Below are 17451 nucleotides of genomic sequence, written 5' to 3'. Positions count from 1 at the left end.
CGGGACAATGTCTAAGCGTAATATTGAAGTCTATACACAAACATTGTCCCAGCTTCTTTTAAAATCTAAACAAGATTTCCCTGACTTTCGTACATTTAATCATTATAAAAAACAGCAAATACATGACATTAGAAACGAGCTTATAGCGCAGAAATTACAAATTACAATAACGGATTTAGAGTTTGCGAAGCATGAACATGGCAAACCATATTTATTGAATCACGATTTAGATTTTAATCACTCTCATAGCCAACAGTATTATGCTTTAGCGATGAGTCAGCATGTTAACGATATCGGTATAGACGTTGAAGAGTTAGACCGTAAAGTACGTTTGGAAGCTCTAGCTCAGCATGCATTTCATCCTGATGAATATGCAACCTGGCAAAGTCTAGACCAAGATAGAGAATATTGGTTTAAAGTCTGGACGACTAAAGAAGCTGTTCTAAAAGCTTCAGGCCTTGGTATACGTTTAGATTTAAATACTTTAAATACTCAAGCACACCCTACAGACCGTGGTGGAATATGTTCTCATGCACTTATCGGGACATTTGCTTATCAAAACTTCGTTGTGGGTAATATGATTTTAACAGTGGCATGGCGCTCAGAATTATCTTGCCGTGGTTTTCAGTTTCCTACAATTCAGCTTCATTCACTTGATGTTTAATAAGCGAAATAGCAGACATAAAAAAACCGCGAATTACGCGGTTTTTTAGTTTAGAGCAAGCTATAAAATTAAGCTTGACCTTCAACAGCTTGAGCACGTTGCATATTTGCTTCGAACTCTGCATCAAAGTTGATTGGTGTAAGAAGTAACTGTGGGAAGCTACCTTTAGTCACTAAATCATTTACCGCTTCACGTAAGAACGGGAATAAAATATTTGGGCAATAAGCGCCTAAAATATATGGTAAGCGGTCTTCTTCAATATTATCAATCAAGAAAATACCTGATTGAGTAATATCTACAATGAACGCTGTTTCGTTGTCGTTATCGGCTTGTACCACAACTTTTAAAGAAACTTCAAAATGAGTTGGATCAATTTTTTCTGCAGCAGAAGAAAGATTGATATTGAGTTCAGGTTGCCATTGTTTCGTAAAAACCTGCGCCCCAGGAACCTCAAAAGAAATATCTTTTGTATAAATACGCTCTAAAGCTAATTGTGGTTGAACTTGTTGTTCTTCGCTCATTGTTTTTTCCTTAATATGGATGCGATGTTAAGCCAATAATTCGTCAAGTTTACCTTCACGCTCTAAAGCATAAAGTTGGTCAAAACCACCGATAAACTGATCGTTAATAAAAATTTGTGGGACAGTACGATGATTAGTGCGTTGCATTAATTCAACACGTACTTCCGGCGCTTCAACAGAAAGATTTACTTCTTTGTAAGCAATACCTTTACGCTCAAGTAACTGTTTAGCACGAACGCAATACGGGCATACAGAAGTTGAGTAAACAATGACATTTGCAGCCATAATAATTCTCCTTAAGCTTTTGGTTTGCTTTTAACAAGAGGTAAGCCTTGTGCTTTCCAGTTACTAATACCGCCATCAAGACGATAGCTGTCATGGTGAGCAACTTTTTGCAAAGCACTACCAGCAACTTGCCCCAGATTGCAAATAAATACCAATGGACGGTCACTTGCTTTTAATTCATCAGCATGACTTGCAATTTGACTGAAAGGAATATTGCGGCTGCCGCTAATATGACCTTCACGGAAGTCTTTACTATCGCGCAAGTCGATGAGTATGGCATTTTTCGCTTTCACTAAAATACCAAGCGACTGTGGTGAAATTTTACGACCATTACGTTGACCTTCAAAAATGAAGAACAACACGACCAAGACTCCGAGCGTACCAAACAAAATGGGGTGATTCCCCATAAACTCTAACCAGCGTTCCACAAGTCACCTAAAAAAAATTAAAAACAAAATTGACCTAGAGTATAGCGTATATAGATGGTGATCAAAATCACCACTTCAAGGGCAAAGCGGGCAGAAAATTAGTTTTTTTGCTGTGCTTCTTGAATCTCATCATTTAAACGCAAAAAGCTATCTAGGCGCCGTGGTAAAATTTCACCAGATTCTACAGCGTGTTTTAACCCACAGTTCTTTTCATGGGTATGGGTGCAATTACGGAATTGGCAAGAACCCAAATGTGCTTCAATTTCTGGAAAGCCCATACGAATTTTTTCTAAATCAAGATGCCAAAGTCCAAACTCACGAATTCCCGGAGAGTCAATTAACGCGCCATTTTTACCGAAATTCATTAAACGTGTAGAGGTGGTTGTGTGCTGACCGAGTGCAGAGTTTTCAGAAATAATATTTGTTTTTTGCTCTGCATCTGGAATGAGCACATTAATTAAAGAGCTTTTCCCTACACCCGATTGTCCAACAAAAGCTACTGTTTCGCCATCTAAACGTTCGGATAAAGCAGAAATATCTCCCTGTTTAGACTGACAAATCATCACTTCATAACCCAAATTTTTATATTCTTCTAATAGCGTAAGAATTGGGTCATTCTCGGTTAACAGATCAGATTTATTTAAGACTAAAAGTGCAGGAATGTTAGCATCTGCGCAAGCTACTAAATAACGATCAATTAACGTTGGCGCAGGCTCAGGAAGTGGAGAAAATACAATTACAATCAAACTGATATTTGCTGCAACTGGTTTAACCTTGTGATAACGGTCTGGACGGGTAAGTAAAGAGGTACGAGGGTGAATGGCTGTAATAATGCCTAAACCCGTGTTTGGGTCAGCTTGCCATTTAACTCGGTCACCAGTCACAAGTAACTCAAGGTTTGTTCGAGTATGGCAGCGCCATACACTTTTGAGCTCGATAGGTTTCCAGAAGGGTTCTGGTTCTCCTTCGGCGACTTGAGGTTTTTCTGGGTGATGCTCAGGTACAGAGAGTGCCTGTACTTCGAGTTGGCGACCATAATGTTGTACAACAAGTCCGTCCAAATCTTGTGAAGTATCGGCCTCTTCTTGGCGAGTTTTGTGCTGTTTTTCAATACGACGTTGCTGTTGTTCAGTTAAACGACGCTTACGAATTAAAGCCATTCATATCCCAAAAAAACCACTGTTTGAAGATGGCAAAAATAGCATGAAGCGGCTATAGAATTACAGCGCAGATGCAAGAAATTTGCTACTATTGATGTTTTTACGGCATTTTAGAACGTACATACATGAGCAGTACTTTAAATACACGATTAATTTGGATTGATTTGGAAATGACCGGTTTAGATACTGATAATGACCAAATTATTGAAATCGCAACAATTATTACAGATGATCATTTAAATGTACTTGCCGAAGGTCCGGTTTTAGCCGTTCATCAGCCTGACCGTATTTTAAATGCAATGGATGAGTGGAACACCCGCCAACATGGGCAATCTGGCTTGGTTGAACGAGTTCGTCGCAGCAAATTAACAGCTCGTGATGCTGAGTTACAGACTTTAGAATTCCTAAAAAAATGGGTCAATCCAAAAGTTTCACCGATGTGCGGTAACTCGATTTGTCAGGATCGCCGTTTCTTACACCGTCTTATGCCTGAACTAGAGCAGTACTTCCACTATCGTAATCTTGATGTATCTACGATAAAAGAACTCTCAAAACGCTGGCGTCCTGAAATCATGAGCGGTCTGAAAAAGAATGCATCACATTTGGCAATGGATGATATTCGTGATTCGATTTCCGAGTTGAAATATTACCGTGAATACTTTTTTATTATGAACACTGACGGTAAAGATTAATAACTTTGCCCAAGTGATATGAAAGGGGGCTATTGCCTCCTTTTTTACTGTTTAAAGGACATTGTTACAATAATGCCGACCCTGTGATTTGGCTTTCATATTCATTTTGCTTAAAATGATGTTTTAAATTTTTTTATTATAAAAAGAGAGCATTTATGCAAAGTAATAATCCGATACTGACGCGCGTTGAAACGGTCAGTGACTATAGTCAACCGATGACTGTGCAAGGTGCGATTCAAAAATCTATTATGTTGACAGTCATTGCAGCGACTGTGGGCATTTCTTTATTTTTATACGCAGCTTTTACTGCAAATGTGGGTATTGCTTACGCCGCTTCAATTGTTGGTGCAATTGGCGGATTGGTTTTAGCCTTAATTGCAACATTCAAACCGACGACTGCACCCACCTTGGCAATTCCATATGCACTCTTTGAAGGCGCATTTTTAGGTGGTATTTCATTTACTTTTCAAATGAAATACCCAGGTGTACCGTTACAGGCCTTATTAGCAACCTTCGTTACGACTTTGGTGATGTTTGGTTTATATAAATTTAAGATTGTACGTGCAACTGAAAAATTTAAGTCAGTCGTGATTTCTGCGTCTTTGGCTATTTTTCTTGTATTTATTGTGCAGATGATCATGCGTTTAGCGTTTGGTTCAAGCATTCCTTATATTTTTGAAAGTAACTGGTTAGGCATTGGCTTTGCTGCATTTATTGCAGTCATTGCTTCACTTAACCTGATTTTAGACTTCGATTTAATTGAAACCAACGCAGCTTACCGTGCTCCAAAGTTTATGGAGTGGTTATGTGGTATTGCGTTACTCTCAACTTTAGTTTGGATGTATATCTCTTTTTTACGTTTGATTGGTTTGTTATCTGACGACTAAGATTATATTCATCTAGAAGTCGCTCCTCATGTGGAGCGATTTTTTTTCGTGCGATTTTTGAAAAAAGATGCATTATGCAATTTCGAAAAACGTTGAATATTGGCATTATGCTTTAAATTGTTTTGAGTGAGATCGGCATGACACAAGGACTTTTAGCAGGTAAACGCTTTTTGATTGCAGGCGTTGCTAGTAAATTATCAATTGCTTTTGGTATTGCCCAAGCATTACACCGTGAAGGTGCAGAGCTTGCGTTTACTTATCCAAACGAAAAATTAAAAAAACGTGTGGATGAGTTTGCTGAGCAATTCGGTTCTAAGCTTGTGTTTCCATGTGATGTTGCAGTTGATAGTGAAATTGACAATGCATTTGCAGAACTTGCAAAACATTGGGACGGTCTAGATGGCGTAGTTCACTCTATTGGCTTTGCTCCTGCACATACGCTTGATGGTGACTTTACTGACGTGACTGACCGTGACGGTTTTAAAGTTGCTCATGACATCAGTGCATACAGCTTTATTGCAATGGCACGTGCTGCAAAACCATTATTACAAGCTCGCCAAGGTTGTTTATTGACTTTGACTTATCAAGGTTCTGAGCGCGTTATGCCTAACTACAACGTTATGGGTATGGCAAAAGCTTCTTTAGAAGCGGGTGTTCGCTACTTGGCATCAAGCTTGGGTGTTGACGGTATTCGTGTAAATGCGATTTCTGCGGGTCCAATCCGTACTTTGGCTGCTTCTGGTATTAAATCTTTCCGTAAAATGTTAGATGCCAATGAAAAAGTTGCTCCGTTAAAACGAAATGTAACCATTGACGAAGTGGGGAATGCAGCGTTGTTCCTATGCTCACCTTGGGCTTCAGGTATTACTGGTGAAATTCTATATGTAGATGCTGGTTTCAATACTGTAGGTATGAGCCAATCTATGATGGATGATGAATAAGTTTTAAAATTTATTCAGCCATAAAAAAGCCGTAGTTGAAGGACTACGGCTTTTTTAATTGGTGCAAGTTATTGAGGAAGTTCTTTTACAGGTGAACCACCTAAAGCTTGCATGAGGGTGACATAAGCGTTGTATTGACTTTGTTTGGTTTCAACAAGGCTTAATCTTGCGGTGCGTGTGGTTTGCTGAGCATCGAGAAGTGTTTTTAAAGCAACAGCACCATAACGGTAGCGAACTTCAGTTAAACGTTCAGTTTTTTCTGCAAGTTCAACATTACGTTCTTGTAAGGCTACTTGTTTGTCCAGTTCAGTACGACTCGATAAAGCATTTTCGACATCAGCAAAAGCCTGATAAAGCGTTTGTCGATATTGAATAATCGCTTTTTCATAATCCAGATTGCTAATCGCGATATCTTTCTTCATATCGTTATATTGCAAAAACGGTAAGCTTAAACTTGCACCTAAAGTTAGGGCAGGGTTACGTAACAGTTCTGTCAACGATGTACTGCTTGAGCCCAAACTACTGGTTAAGCTAATTGATGGGTAGTAGCTTGCTTTAGTTGCATCTTTAGTCGCTAGCGCCTTTTTCAAACGAAGCTCAGAGGCTTGTAAATCGGGACGACGCGATAAAATATCAGCAGGTAAACCAGCACCAATTGCAGGTAGAGCAGTGCGTGGTAAGCGCTTTGGCTCTTGAATGTTTAATTGTTGCAATGGCTCATGCAATAACACAGCAATAGCCGTTCGTGTTTCAACCAATTGTTGTTCAATCTGGCTTAAACTCGCTTTCTGGCTTTGTACTGATTGTTCTGCTTGAGTCAGATCTACACCTGAAACAGCACCAGCTTTATATTGAATTTGTACCAAGTCATAAAGCTTTTGAGAGGTTGCTAGACTTTGCTGTGCAGTTGTGTAGCGCTCATTTAAATAACCCAGTTGCCAATAAAGTTTAGCAGTGGTTGCAATTAAACTTTGCCCAGTGGCTTGCAGATCTTGTTCAGTCGCTAAAGCTTCCCATTTGCTTGCTTCAGTTTGACGTGCAAGCTTACCGAACAAATCAAGCTCATAGCTTACACCCGCACTCATTGATAGCCCTTTAGAACTGTCATCTCCTGAGTTCAAATCAAAAGAGTGTCCAGTTGAAACACTAGAGTTAGTACGTAAGCCTTGTTTATTTGCTGTTAGGTCAGCTTGTAGACGAGCTTGTTTTAAGGTAATGCCAGCAACTGCTAAATCGCTGTTACGTTCTAATACATTGTTTACAAGCTGATTGAGCTGCGCATCGTTGAAAAGAGTCCACCAACGATCAGAGTATTGATCGGCAGACATGTTTTTTGCTTTTGCTGTGTCATATTGAAAACTACCCGGAACTTGTACCGCAGGTGTTTCATAAGGGGTTTTTACTACAGCTGCGCATCCTACAAGAGAACTCGTGAGGAGAAGTGCTGTGCTAAGTTTAGTCATAGAGAAAGACATGCAATTTTCCTTATTCTCGTGATAGTGCTGCAACAGGGTCAAGTTTCGCGGCATTCTTGGCTGGCAAGAATCCAAAAACCACACCAATCAGGGTTGAACACACAAAGGCCGCAATAATTGATGTGCTTGAATAAGCTACGCTAAAGTTACCGCCGGCAAATTTATTAATGAGTTGTCCAAGGCCGAGCGATAGCAAGACGCCAAGCACACCACCAATTAAACACACTAAAATTGCTTCAATCAGGAATTGCTGCAAAATATCACTTTGTCTCGCACCCACAGCCATACGCACGCCAATTTCTTGAGTACGTTCAGTCACAGAAACCAACATAATATTCATTACCCCGATACCACCAACGACCAGTGAAATTACGGCAATTGCTGAAACCAGAAGGGTCATGGTACTGGTTGTTTTCTCGATGGTTTGACGGATACTGTCACTGTTCATGGTGAAAATATCTTGTGCACCATGGCGCTGGGTTAATAGGTTTACAATCGCATTTTCTGCGGCTGTAGTTGAATATTTGTCATTAATGCGGACCACGATATTGCGTACATTAGACTGACCCAGCATACGGCTCATTACGGTTGTATAAGGCATATAGACATTTAAAGTATCGTCTGAACCCATACCACTTGTTTGTGGTTCTACAACGCCAATAATACGCGCTGGTACACTACCAAGTAGTACTACTTGGCCAATTGGGTTGGTACCGTCACTAAAGAATTGTTTTTCAGTATTGGTATCAATCACAACATCCTGTGAGCGATCACGAACACTACGCTGATCAAAAGTTTGCCCATCTTTAAAAACAAGACCTTTCACATCGAAATAATCGTTACTCACACCATTAATGGTGGCGTTTGCTTCATTCTGCTGATAACGCATGGTCTTTGAAGTGCTGACCATTGGGCTGACAGCACTGACATACGGCTGGGTCATTAATGCATCAGCATCGGCAGGCACCAAGGTTTTAAAACTGGCGGTTTTAGAATTGTCACCAAATCCTCGGCCTTGAAATACCGTAATCGTATTGGTTCCAAGACTACTAATATTACTTAAAATTTGTTGTTGAGAACCTTTACCTAGTGCAACCACCGTAACAACAGAGGCAATACCAATAATGATCCCAAGCATGGTTAAAAAAGTACGCATGCGATGGGCATTCATAGATAATAAAGCCATTTGGAATGCTTCTGACAGGCGGTCTAAAGTCGAGCGCCATGCAGAAATACTTTTGCCTTTCTTCTGTTTCCCTTGTAATGCTGGAGCCGCATCAGGATCAGATTTAATGGGCTCTGCTGCTTGATCAGGAACATTAGGGCGGTCACTAATAATTTCTCCGTCACTAATCTCGATAATACGAGTCGCATTTTTTGCAACTTGCATATCGTGGGTGACTAAAATAATAGTGTGACCTGCGGCATTAAGTTCACGTAAAATACGCATCACTTCAACACCACTATGAGAGTCGAGTGCCCCGGTTGGTTCATCCGCAAGGATAACGTCACCGCCATTCATAAGCGCACGGGCAATCGAAACACGTTGCTGCTGACCCCCAGAAAGTTGGCTTGGTCTATTAAGTGTTTTAGTGCCTAATCCTAATTCGGTCAGTAGGGCCGTTGCACGTTGTTTACGCTCAGAAGGTGTAACACCTGCGTAAACTGCTGGAACTTCAACGTTACCCTCAGCAGATAAGTCACCGAGTAAATGGTAGCGCTGGAAAATAAAACCAAAATATTCACGGCGTAGTCGAGCGAGCTGGTCTGGTTCAAGTTTTCCGGTTTCTTGCCCACTTACCTTGTAACTACCACTAGTAGGGCGGTCCAAACAACCCAAAATATTCATGAGGGTGGATTTACCAGAACCAGACTGACCAACAATGGCAACCAGTTCACCTTCATAAATAGTAAGGTCGATCCCTTTTAAAATTTGTATTGTGCTTTCGCCAGCAGGGAATTCCCGGACCAGATTGCTGACTTCAAGCAAAGCTTGTTTTGTCATGCTTACATTCCCATTGGGCCACGGCGACGGTTATTACCACTATTTGCAGAAGCAGCAGAATTTTCTGAACTATCTGCAATCACAACTTGGTCACCTTGTTTTAATCCGGCAAGCACTTGTGCATTTACACGGTTGTTAATACCAACCAAAATTTGTTTCGGTTTGGTTGTACCATCAGCTTGTAATACGCGTACAACACTTAAAGTTAATTTGCCTTGTTCAATTAATTGTTTTTGCTCAGCAGTTAAATTTAAACGTTCTAAACGAGCACCATTACCTTGATGTTTGCGTTCTGTACTTGGAGCCGAAGCAGCTTTATCTGTAGATTGACCTGATTTTCTTTGGCCTGAAAATTGTTTAGAGCTCAGTGCAGATGACGGAACGAGTAAGGCATTTTTAGCTGAATTTAATACGATATAAACTTGTGCTGTCATATCAATACGCAATTTACCATCCGTATTTGGCACATCGAATAAGGCATTATAGTAAACAGCCGAACTGGTCGTTGAACTTGTATTACTTGTTGATTCGCTAGAAATTGAGTCAGGAGCAGGTTCAATCTGACGTAACGTTGCGTAGCGCTTAGTTTCATCGCCTAAAGTTGTAAAGTAAACCTGTTGTCCTTTTTCAACTTTCATAATGTCAGCTTCACTGACCTGCGCTTTAATCGTCATGTTTTGTAATTTTGCAATTTTGACAATAGTTGGTGCACTTTGGTTGGCGTTTACGGTTTGGCCTTCTTCAGTCACAATTGCGACTACCGTACCATCAGTTGGAGCAACAATGCGCGTATAACCAATATTGGTTTGTGCCGTAGATTTTGTCACTTTTGCAGATTCGATTTGCGCATCTAAAGCTTTAATTTGTGCCTGAGCTGTTTTATAGCTTGCCTCGGCCGATTCTAAATCTGCACGCGGTGTTGCATCTTGCGCATACATTTGTTGCTGACGACGGTATTCAAGTTGTTTTTCATTTAAAGAAGCAACTTGTTGAAGACGCTGTGCTTCTAAATTTTTAATATTTGCATCAGAAGTTTTTAAACTATTTTCTTGGGTGGTTGAGTCAATTTGTGCAATAAGTTGGCCTTGCTTAACCTGATCGCCAAGTTGTACATACATCTTTTTGACCTGACCTGATACCTGTGCACCGACACTAATAAGTTTGGTTGCATCAAGTGTTCCTGTCGCAAGTACATTATTTTCAATATCCCCACGTGTCACCTCAGCAGTAATATATTGGGGCTGCTGTTGTTTAGGTTTTAAAAACTTCCACGCTAATACAGCAATAATGACTATACAGACGATGATAATAACAAGTTTGATTGGCTTTATTTTTGGCATGGCGAGAGGTCGAAAAGTTTAAAATTTAATTAAGTATAAAAGCGAAATGAGGATAAAACGTGAATTTTTATGATATTTCAGGAATGAAGAAAAATGATTCAGCCGAATTAATGTATAAATAATGTTTTCCCACATAATTCAGCAATCGCTTGCTGCATTAAATGTTCTGCATTTTCGTTCGACATTCCTTTGATTGCTGCATCAATTTGCAATAGCAGGGTAGACCAGCCTAAAAACTGTTGTGGATTTAATCTTCTCAAAGCTTGTTGATATAAACCCACCTTTGTTTTCCATATGCCAAGCTGTAAGGCATTATGAGGCTGTTCAAACAATTGCATTAACAAGCGCATTTCTTTACTTAAAGTCCATAAAATCAGACTATCAGGTTCGCCTGCTGCAATTAAATATTGAAAAATCTTAATAGATTGGCCAAGGTTGCCTTCTAATAATGCATCACTTAAATCATAGGTGGTATAGCGTGACTGATCTTGTAGACAAGCATATAAATGCTCAATCAAAATCAGTTTTTGATCTGGAAAGGTATCTCTTACACGCATCAAGCTGTTTTTAGCTGCGAGCAAATTGTGCTCATGATGTTGCATTAACCACTGCCAAGCATCGTTATCGAGCTCGATCTCAAGCTTTTCTGCTTCTACGTTTAAAATACGTTGACGGTCTTGTGGGTAATTTGCTGTTAAGGAAACAACTACGCCATTTGCTTCAACGACTTGAAAAAAAGCAGATTTTAAACTACTACTATCTTGTTTGGGTAAAACAATTAACAGCAGGTTGTGTTCATTATGTTGTATATAACTTTTAAGTTGTTTTAAGCCATTCGCATCAGGTTTTATATTGCCGTGTACTTCAATAGCAAGCTGCTGAGAGAATAAAGATAAGCTATTAAGTGCGTTAAAGACATTTTTCCAGTCGCTCACGCTACTAATATCATAACGCTGTCTTTCAACTTCTTGTTGCTGCCAGCTTTTGCGAAAAGCATCTAATAAATTTTGTTCTAGTAAGGGCTCTTGCCCATGCAAAATCCACGCACCCCGAGCTTCCGGAGTACGTTTTAAGGCTTGTAAATAGTCAATTTTCATTGCTGGCAAAAATACAGATTAAGGCTGAGCTTTTGGTAAACGATTTGCTGAAATCTGACGAGTAATCTGTTGTGCAATATCATCAATTACAAGACGTTGTAAGTAACTTTCTTGCTGATTTTCAGTGTTGACTGTTGCCAAGTCATATTGATAACTACGAGATGCGGTTAATGAGCGTGGTTCAGTAATTTTATTACCCTGACGATCTTCAATCTGGAAGGTTACAGTTAAGCGTAATAATACTTCAGTCAGTTTTCCGTTTAAAAGCTGACGACGTGGTGTGTACTCTAAAACACGGAGTACATAGGCATCATTATCATTGCTGAATTGAACACCATTGGCAGCCAAATATACTTTTAACTGCGTTTCCAAATCATCAGTTTTTGCGGGTAACTCAAGGCTTAACTTTTTATAAACAAGCGGAGTCGCAGTCGGGTTGGTTCCTTTTAAATGAAATCCACACCCGACTAAGCCTGCACTAAGGCCTAAGGTTAAAACAACAGCGGCTAAACGTTTGGCTAAGTGCATGCTTGATCCTCTCATCAATAACTTTAATTAAACCACGAGGTTAACTAATTTATTTGGAACCACAATTTCTTTTTTTGTTGGTCCAGTTAAGAATTGTTGAACTTCAGGTAGAGCTTTAGCTTGAGCTAATAGATCTTCCTTAGAAATATCAACAGAAACTTCAAGTTTACCGCGAAGTTTACCGTTAACCTGTACAACAATCGTTTGCGTATTACGTGTTAACGCAGAAGCATCCACTTCAGGGAAGGTTGCTTTTGTTACATCTGTACCAAATTGAGCCAATAAAGTTTGGCTTAAATGCGGTGCAAACGGTTCAAGCAAAGTTAAAAGTGTGGTGATCGCTTCACGCTCTACAGCAATGTCGTTGTCATCTTTTGCTTCAAACTTGTTGCTTGCATTTAATAATTCCATTAACGCAGCAATCGCAGTATTGAATGCATGACGACGTTCAATATCATCACTTACCTTTTGAATGGTTTCGTGTGTTTTACGACGTAAATCTTGAGCGTCTTTAGATAAATTAGCTGTATCGATTGTAGAAGCTGAGTTGCCTTTTTCAAGGAAGCCAGCTACAAGGCGCCATACACGTTTCAAGAAACGGTTTGCACCTTCAACACCTGCATCAGACCATTCTAAAGATTGATCTGGTGGAGCAGCGAACATCATGAATACACGAGCAGTATCTGCACCGTATTGATCAATAATCGCTTGTGGGTCAATACCGTTGTTTTTCGACTTAGACATTTTTTCTTGTCCGCCGATGACAACTTCTTGACCGTCACCTGAATATTTTGCAGAAAGAATACGACCTTTCTCATCACGTTCTAATTCGATGTCAGCAGGGTTGAACCAAGTTTTCTTACCATTTTCTGCTTCACGATAGAACGTATCTGCAAGCACCATGCCTTGAGTTAACAAGTTAGTAAATGGCTCGTTACCTTGTACTACGCCTTCATCACGCATTAATTTGTGGAAGAAACGTGCATAAAGTAAGTGAAGAATTGCGTGCTCAACACCACCGATGTATTGGTTTACAGGAAGCCAGTTTTGAGCTGCTTCAGGTTTAACCATACCGCCAGTGAAGTCAGGAGAAGCATAGCGTGCATAGTACCAAGATGACTCTACGAAAGTATCTAGAGTATCTGTTTCACGACGAGCATCGCCGCCACAGCAAGGACATTTAGTTTCATAGAACTCAGGCATTTTGTTAAGTGGATTGCCTGAACCATCTGGTACAACGTCTGTTGGTAATACAACAGGAAGTTGGTCTTCTGGAACTGTGACTTGACCACAAGTGTCACAGTTAATCATTGGAATTGGACAACCCCAGTAACGTTGACGAGAAACACCCCAGTCACGTAAACGGAATTGAACTTTAGAATTTGCTAAACCTTGTGGTTCTAATTTCGCAAGGAATGCGTCAAACGCAGCTTGGAACTCTAAGCCGTCAAACTCGCCAGAGTTAACAAGTTTACCTTCTTTAGAACCGTACCATTCTTGCCACTCAGTTGCAGAGTAATCTGCATCGTCCGTGCCTTTGGCATCAATCACTTGTTTAATTGGCAAGCTGAACTTGTTTGCAAATTCAAAATCACGTTCGTCATGTGCAGGCACAGCCATTACCGCGCCAGAGCCATAAGACATTAATACGTAGTTTGCAATCCAAACAGGAAGCTCTTCACCAGTTACAGGATGTTTTACAAACAAGCCTGTTGCCATGCCTTTTTTCTCGGCTGTTGCCAAGTCCGCTTCAGCAACTGAACCCATGCGGCACTCTTCAATGAATGCAGCCAATTCAGGGTTGTTTTCAGCAGCTTTAAGCGCAAGAGGGTGTTCTGCTGCAACAGCAACATACGTCACACCCATTAAAGTGTCAGCACGTGTTGTATAAACAGTTAAGCCATCAGCATAGATTTCTGTATTGGCAGATGGGAAAGTAATTTCCATGCCAGTAGAGCGACCAATCCAGTTACGTTGCATGGTCAACACTTGTTGAGGCCAGCCATCTTGTAAAGTGTCAAGATCGTCTAATAATTCTTGTGCATAATCCGTGATACGGAAGTAGTACATTGGAATATCGCGTTTTTCAACCAATGCACCTGAACGCCAGCCACGACCATTTTCAACTTGTTCGTTTGCCAAAACTGTTTGGTCAACCGGATCCCAGTTTACTGTTGAAAGTTTACGGTAGATCAGGCCTTTTTTATAAAGCTGAACAAATAACCATTGTTCCCAGTGATAGTACTCTGGTGTACAGGTTGCAAACTCGCGGTCCCAGTCTACAGATAGACCTAATTTTTTTAATTGGTCACGCATGTAGGCAATGTTTTCAAATGTCCATTTTGCCGGAGCAACTTTATGGGCAATTGCAGCGTTTTCCGCTGGTAAACCGAATGCATCCCAACCCATAGGTTGGAGCACAGTTTCACCTTTTAAACGATAAAAACGGCTAATTACATCGCCAATTGTATAGTTACGCACATGCCCCATATGCAGCTTGCCGCTTGGGTAAGGAAACATTGACAGGATGTAGCGATGTTTACCTTCGACAGTGTCGGCAACTTTAAAGACTTTACGATTTTCCCAATCTTGTTGAACTGATGGTTCAATCGTGTTTGCTTGATATTCGGGGTCAATGTGAGAAATAGTCATAGACGTAAGCTATACAACAAAAATTGATATTAAAGATTGTTGCACAGCATAGCGCAAAATCGACAAAAATGCAGTTTTGGGATGGATTTATTTTCCGCTAAAAATTAAACAGGAATAAACCTGAAAAAAGCAGGGCAGTCATAAAAAAAGAAAAGTGGAAAAATCAAATAAGATGAAAAAATAGACAGTTAAAAAATAATCATAGAAAAGTGTTTCTTTAATCTTGACTTTAGTGAATTAAACAACAAAAATGCTCCTTTAGTTTTATATGCGATTATTTGATCACCCTTCGAATAACCGTCATGTTTTGTAATAGACATTCTCTCTAGCCGAGAGATTGATTTTACTTAAAGTATGTATATCCAGACTTGCTTTATTAATGTTAAAAAAGCTTATACGGCTGAAAAACAGAAATTTTTCTATTGCAACGAAAACTAGACAATATGTGTGCTATAACAGTGCAGACAATTCAATGAATGAAACACTATTTGTGCCTTCCATAAATAGTGATAAAGATTTTAGGGTGAATCACGTTGGAACTTTTATCTGGTGGTGAAATGCTCGTTCGTGCTCTTGCGGACGAAGGCGTTGAACATGTTTTTGGTTATCCAGGCGGCGCTGTATTACATATTTATGATGCGCTATTTCAACAAGACAAAATTAATCATTACCTCGTACGTCATGAACAAGCTGCTGGTCATATGGCAGATGCTTACTCGCGTGCTACAGGTAAGACTGGCGTAGTACTGGTCACTTCTGGACCTGGCGCAACTAATACTGTGACTCCAATTGCAACAGCTTATATGGACTCAATCCCAATGGTGATTTTGTCTGGCCAGGTTGCATCACATCTTATTGGTGAAGACGCTTTCCAGGAAACTGATATGGTGGGTATTTCACGTCCTATCGTGAAACACAGCTTCCAAGTTCGTCACGCAAGCGAAATTCCTGCAATTATCAAAAAAGCATTTTATATCGCATCTAGTGGTCGCCCTGGCCCAGTTGTTGTCGATATTCCTAAGGATGCGACAAATCCTGCAGAAAAATTTGCGTACGAATATCCTGAAAAAGTGAAGATGCGTTCTTATCAGCCACCTTCACGTGGTCATTCTGGTCAAATTCGCAAAGCGATTGATGAACTTTTAAGTGCAAAGCGCCCTGTAATTTATACGGGTGGTGGTGTTGTTCAAGGTAATGCATCAGCATTATTGACTGAGTTGGCTCATTTGTTGGGCTACCCAGTGACAAATACACTTATGGGTCTTGGTGGCTTCCCTGGCGATGACCCACAGTTCGTGGGCATGTTGGGTATGCACGGTACTTATGAAGCAAACATGGCGATGCATAATGCTGATGTCATTCTTGCAATTGGTGCTCGTTTTGATGACCGAGTAACCAATAACCCTGCAAAATTCTGTGTGAATGCAAAAGTTATTCATGTTGATATTGATCCGGCGAGCATTTCAAAAACGATCATGGCGCACATTCCAATTGTAGGGGCGGTTGAGCCTGTACTTCAGGAAATGTTGACGCAGTTGAAACAATTGAATGTGTCTAAGCCTAACCCTGAAGCAATTGCTGCATGGTGGGATCAAATTAATGAATGGCGTAAAGTTCATGGCTTGAAGTATGAAACACCGGCTGATGGCACAATGAAGCCGCAGCAAGTTGTTGAAGCTTTATATAAAGCGACCAATGGTGATGCCATCATTACTTCTGATGTGGGTCAACACCAAATGTTTGGCGCGTTGTATTACAAGTACAAACGTCCACGTCAATGGATTAACTCAGGCGGATTGGGCACCATGGGCGTAGGTTTACCTTATGCAATGGCTGCGAAGCTTGCTTTCCCTGATCAACAAGTTGTTTGTATTACTGGTGAAGCTTCAATTCAGATGTGTATTCAGGAGCTTTCAACTTGTAAGCAATACGGCATGAACGTGAAGATCTTGTGCTTGAATAACCGTGCTTTAGGTATGGTTAAGCAGTGGCAAGATATGAACTATGAAGGCCGTCACTCAAGCTCATATGTTGAATCATTACCTGACTTTGGCAAGTTAATGGAAGCATATGGTCATGTTGGTATTCAAATTGATCATGCTGATGAACTAGAGTCTAAGCTTGCTGAGGCAATGGCAATTAATGATAAATGTGTATTCATTAATGTCATGGTTGATCGTACGGAACATGTTTATCCAATGCTGATCGCAGGTCAGTCCATGAAGGATATGTGGTTAGGTAAAGGGGAGCGTACATAATGAGACATATTATTTCTGTACTCGTTGAAAACGAAGCTGGTGCGCTTTCTCGTTTGGTAGGTTTATTCAGTCAACGTAACTATAACATTGAGACGTTGAATGTAGCTCCAACCGAAGACCCAACGTTATCACGTTTGACGTTAACCACTTATGGTGATGACCATAAGATTGAACAGATTACAAAGCAGCTCAACAAACTTGTTGAAGTTGTAAAAGTAGTGGATTTATCAGAAGGTTCACACATTGAGCGTGAACTGATGTTGATTAAAGTAAAAGCGTTAGGTGCTTCACGTGCTGAAATTAAGCGAACAGCGGATATTTTCCGTGCGCAAATTGTAGACGTGACACCAACTACCTATACCATTCAAATAGCAGGGACAACTGAAAAATTAGATGGTTTTATCGATGCACTTGCAGAAAACACTATTCTAGAAGTCGTTCGTTCAGGTGTATCTGGTATCGCCCGTGGCGAAAAAGTATTAGCCATTTAATTTTTTAAAAAGTATTTTAGCGGAGAA

General features: G+C 40.3%; 16 protein-coding genes. 6 read left to right on the top strand and 10 right to left on the bottom strand.

Going from position 1 to position 17451, the window contains the following annotated elements; all coding sequences use genetic code 11:
• The first annotated feature begins 7 nt into the window (after positions 1-7).
• Positions 8-664, top strand: a complete 657-nt coding sequence (locus OD757_RS13230) for a 4'-phosphopantetheinyl transferase family protein (RefSeq protein WP_263032162.1) — start codon at positions 8-10, stop codon at positions 662-664.
• A gap of 68 nt (positions 665-732) precedes the next feature.
• Here OD757_RS13230 and secB read toward each other — a convergent pair whose 3' ends face one another.
• The 4 genes from secB to rsgA form a co-directional block, all read right to left on the bottom strand.
• Positions 733-1185, bottom strand: coding sequence for a protein-export chaperone SecB (gene secB / locus OD757_RS13225; protein ID WP_003654925.1), 453 nt, complete (start codon positions 1183-1185; stop codon positions 733-735).
• A gap of 27 nt (positions 1186-1212) precedes the next feature.
• Positions 1213-1470 (bottom strand): glutaredoxin 3, encoded by a 258-nt coding sequence (gene grxC / locus OD757_RS13220; RefSeq protein WP_009390671.1) that lies wholly within the window; start codon positions 1468-1470, stop codon positions 1213-1215.
• Positions 1471-1481: 11 nt separating this feature from the next.
• Positions 1482-1898 carry a rhodanese-like domain-containing protein gene (locus tag OD757_RS13215; protein ID WP_004794673.1) on the bottom strand — a complete coding sequence of 139 codons (417 nt, stop codon included), beginning with the start codon at positions 1896-1898 and terminating at the stop codon, positions 1482-1484.
• Between the two features lie 98 nt (positions 1899-1996).
• On the bottom strand, positions 1997-3058 hold the full coding sequence (gene rsgA, locus OD757_RS13210) for a small ribosomal subunit biogenesis GTPase RsgA (RefSeq protein WP_263032161.1): 1062 nt from the start codon (positions 3056-3058) through the stop codon (positions 1997-1999).
• 125 nt (positions 3059-3183) lie between these two features.
• On the opposite strand from rsgA, the gene orn reads away from it, so the two are divergent.
• The 3 genes from orn to OD757_RS13195 all read left to right on the top strand — a co-directional run bounded on the left by orn (position 3184) and on the right by OD757_RS13195 (position 5578).
• Positions 3184-3750 (top strand): oligoribonuclease, encoded by a 567-nt coding sequence (gene orn, locus OD757_RS13205; RefSeq protein WP_009390807.1) that lies wholly within the window; start codon positions 3184-3186, stop codon positions 3748-3750.
• Positions 3751-3905: 155 nt separating this feature from the next.
• Positions 3906-4637, top strand: coding sequence for a Bax inhibitor-1/YccA family protein (locus tag OD757_RS13200; RefSeq protein ID WP_263032160.1), 732 nt, complete (start codon positions 3906-3908; stop codon positions 4635-4637).
• A gap of 137 nt (positions 4638-4774) precedes the next feature.
• Positions 4775-5578, top strand: coding sequence for an enoyl-ACP reductase (locus tag OD757_RS13195; RefSeq protein WP_003654938.1), 804 nt, complete (start codon positions 4775-4777; stop codon positions 5576-5578).
• Positions 5579-5646: 68 nt separating this feature from the next.
• Here the strand turns inward: OD757_RS13195 and OD757_RS13190 are convergent, their stop codons facing one another.
• The 6 genes from OD757_RS13190 to leuS all read right to left on the bottom strand — a co-directional run bounded on the left by OD757_RS13190 (position 5647) and on the right by leuS (position 14675).
• Entirely contained in the window at positions 5647-7041 is a 1395-nt protein-coding gene (locus tag OD757_RS13190) for an efflux transporter outer membrane subunit (RefSeq protein WP_263032292.1), read from the bottom strand.
• A gap of 22 nt (positions 7042-7063) precedes the next feature.
• Positions 7064-9058, bottom strand: a complete 1995-nt coding sequence (locus OD757_RS13185) for a MacB family efflux pump subunit (RefSeq protein WP_009390666.1) — start codon at positions 9056-9058, stop codon at positions 7064-7066.
• Between the two features lie 2 nt (positions 9059-9060).
• Positions 9061-10398 (bottom strand): MacA family efflux pump subunit, encoded by a 1338-nt coding sequence (locus OD757_RS13180; protein WP_263032159.1) that lies wholly within the window; start codon positions 10396-10398, stop codon positions 9061-9063.
• A 107-nt stretch (positions 10399-10505) separates the two neighbouring features.
• On the bottom strand, positions 10506-11495 hold the full coding sequence (holA, locus tag OD757_RS13175; protein ID WP_009390791.1) for a DNA polymerase III subunit delta: 990 nt from the start codon (positions 11493-11495) through the stop codon (positions 10506-10508).
• A gap of 18 nt (positions 11496-11513) precedes the next feature.
• Positions 11514-12023, bottom strand: a complete 510-nt coding sequence (gene lptE / locus OD757_RS13170; RefSeq protein WP_009390692.1) for an LPS assembly lipoprotein LptE — start codon at positions 12021-12023, stop codon at positions 11514-11516.
• Between the two features lie 27 nt (positions 12024-12050).
• Entirely contained in the window at positions 12051-14675 is a 2625-nt protein-coding gene (leuS, locus tag OD757_RS13165; protein WP_263032158.1) for a leucine--tRNA ligase, read from the bottom strand.
• Between the two features lie 533 nt (positions 14676-15208).
• Here leuS and OD757_RS13160 point away from each other — a divergent pair.
• Positions 15209-16933: an acetolactate synthase 3 large subunit gene (locus OD757_RS13160; RefSeq protein WP_009390847.1), complete on the top strand. Its 1725-nt coding sequence runs from the start codon at positions 15209-15211 to the stop codon at positions 16931-16933.
• Positions 16933-17424 (top strand): acetolactate synthase small subunit, encoded by a 492-nt coding sequence (gene ilvN / locus OD757_RS13155; RefSeq protein WP_001215920.1) that lies wholly within the window; start codon positions 16933-16935, stop codon positions 17422-17424. Before OD757_RS13160 ends, ilvN begins: the two co-directional genes overlap by 1 nt.
• Positions 17425-17451: the final 27 nt, after the last annotated feature.

This window comes from Acinetobacter sp. AYS6 (assembly GCF_025630795.1).
In the GTDB taxonomy this organism is placed as follows: Bacteria; Pseudomonadota; Gammaproteobacteria; order Pseudomonadales; family Moraxellaceae; genus Acinetobacter.
This window is presented reverse-complemented; position numbering and strand designations above follow the sequence as displayed.

Excerpts from the sequence above, each read along its gene's own strand:
- OD757_RS13230 (WP_263032162.1), top strand. The coding sequence starts at position 8 with ATGTCTAAGCGTAATATTGAAGTCTATACACAAACATTGTCCCAGCTT.
- secB (WP_003654925.1), bottom strand. The coding sequence starts at position 1,185 with ATGAGCGAAGAACAACAAGTTCAACCACAATTAGCTTTAGAGCGTATT.
- grxC (WP_009390671.1), bottom strand. The coding sequence starts at position 1,470 with ATGGCTGCAAATGTCATTGTTTACTCAACTTCTGTATGCCCGTATTGC.
- rsgA (WP_263032161.1), bottom strand. The coding sequence starts at position 3,058 with ATGGCTTTAATTCGTAAGCGTCGTTTAACTGAACAACAGCAACGTCGT.
- orn (WP_009390807.1), top strand. The coding sequence starts at position 3,184 with ATGAGCAGTACTTTAAATACACGATTAATTTGGATTGATTTGGAAATG.
- OD757_RS13200 (WP_263032160.1), top strand. The coding sequence starts at position 3,906 with ATGCAAAGTAATAATCCGATACTGACGCGCGTTGAAACGGTCAGTGAC.
- OD757_RS13195 (WP_003654938.1), top strand. The coding sequence starts at position 4,775 with ATGACACAAGGACTTTTAGCAGGTAAACGCTTTTTGATTGCAGGCGTT.
- OD757_RS13190 (WP_263032292.1), bottom strand. The coding sequence starts at position 7,041 with ATGACTAAACTTAGCACAGCACTTCTCCTCACGAGTTCTCTTGTAGGA.
- OD757_RS13185 (WP_009390666.1), bottom strand. The coding sequence starts at position 9,058 with ATGACAAAACAAGCTTTGCTTGAAGTCAGCAATCTGGTCCGGGAATTC.
- OD757_RS13180 (WP_263032159.1), bottom strand. The coding sequence starts at position 10,398 with ATGCCAAAAATAAAGCCAATCAAACTTGTTATTATCATCGTCTGTATA.
- holA (WP_009390791.1), bottom strand. The coding sequence starts at position 11,495 with ATGAAAATTGACTATTTACAAGCCTTAAAACGTACTCCGGAAGCTCGG.
- lptE (WP_009390692.1), bottom strand. The coding sequence starts at position 12,023 with ATGCACTTAGCCAAACGTTTAGCCGCTGTTGTTTTAACCTTAGGCCTT.
- leuS (WP_263032158.1), bottom strand. The coding sequence starts at position 14,675 with ATGACTATTTCTCACATTGACCCCGAATATCAAGCAAACACGATTGAA.
- ilvN (WP_001215920.1), top strand. The coding sequence starts at position 16,933 with ATGAGACATATTATTTCTGTACTCGTTGAAAACGAAGCTGGTGCGCTT.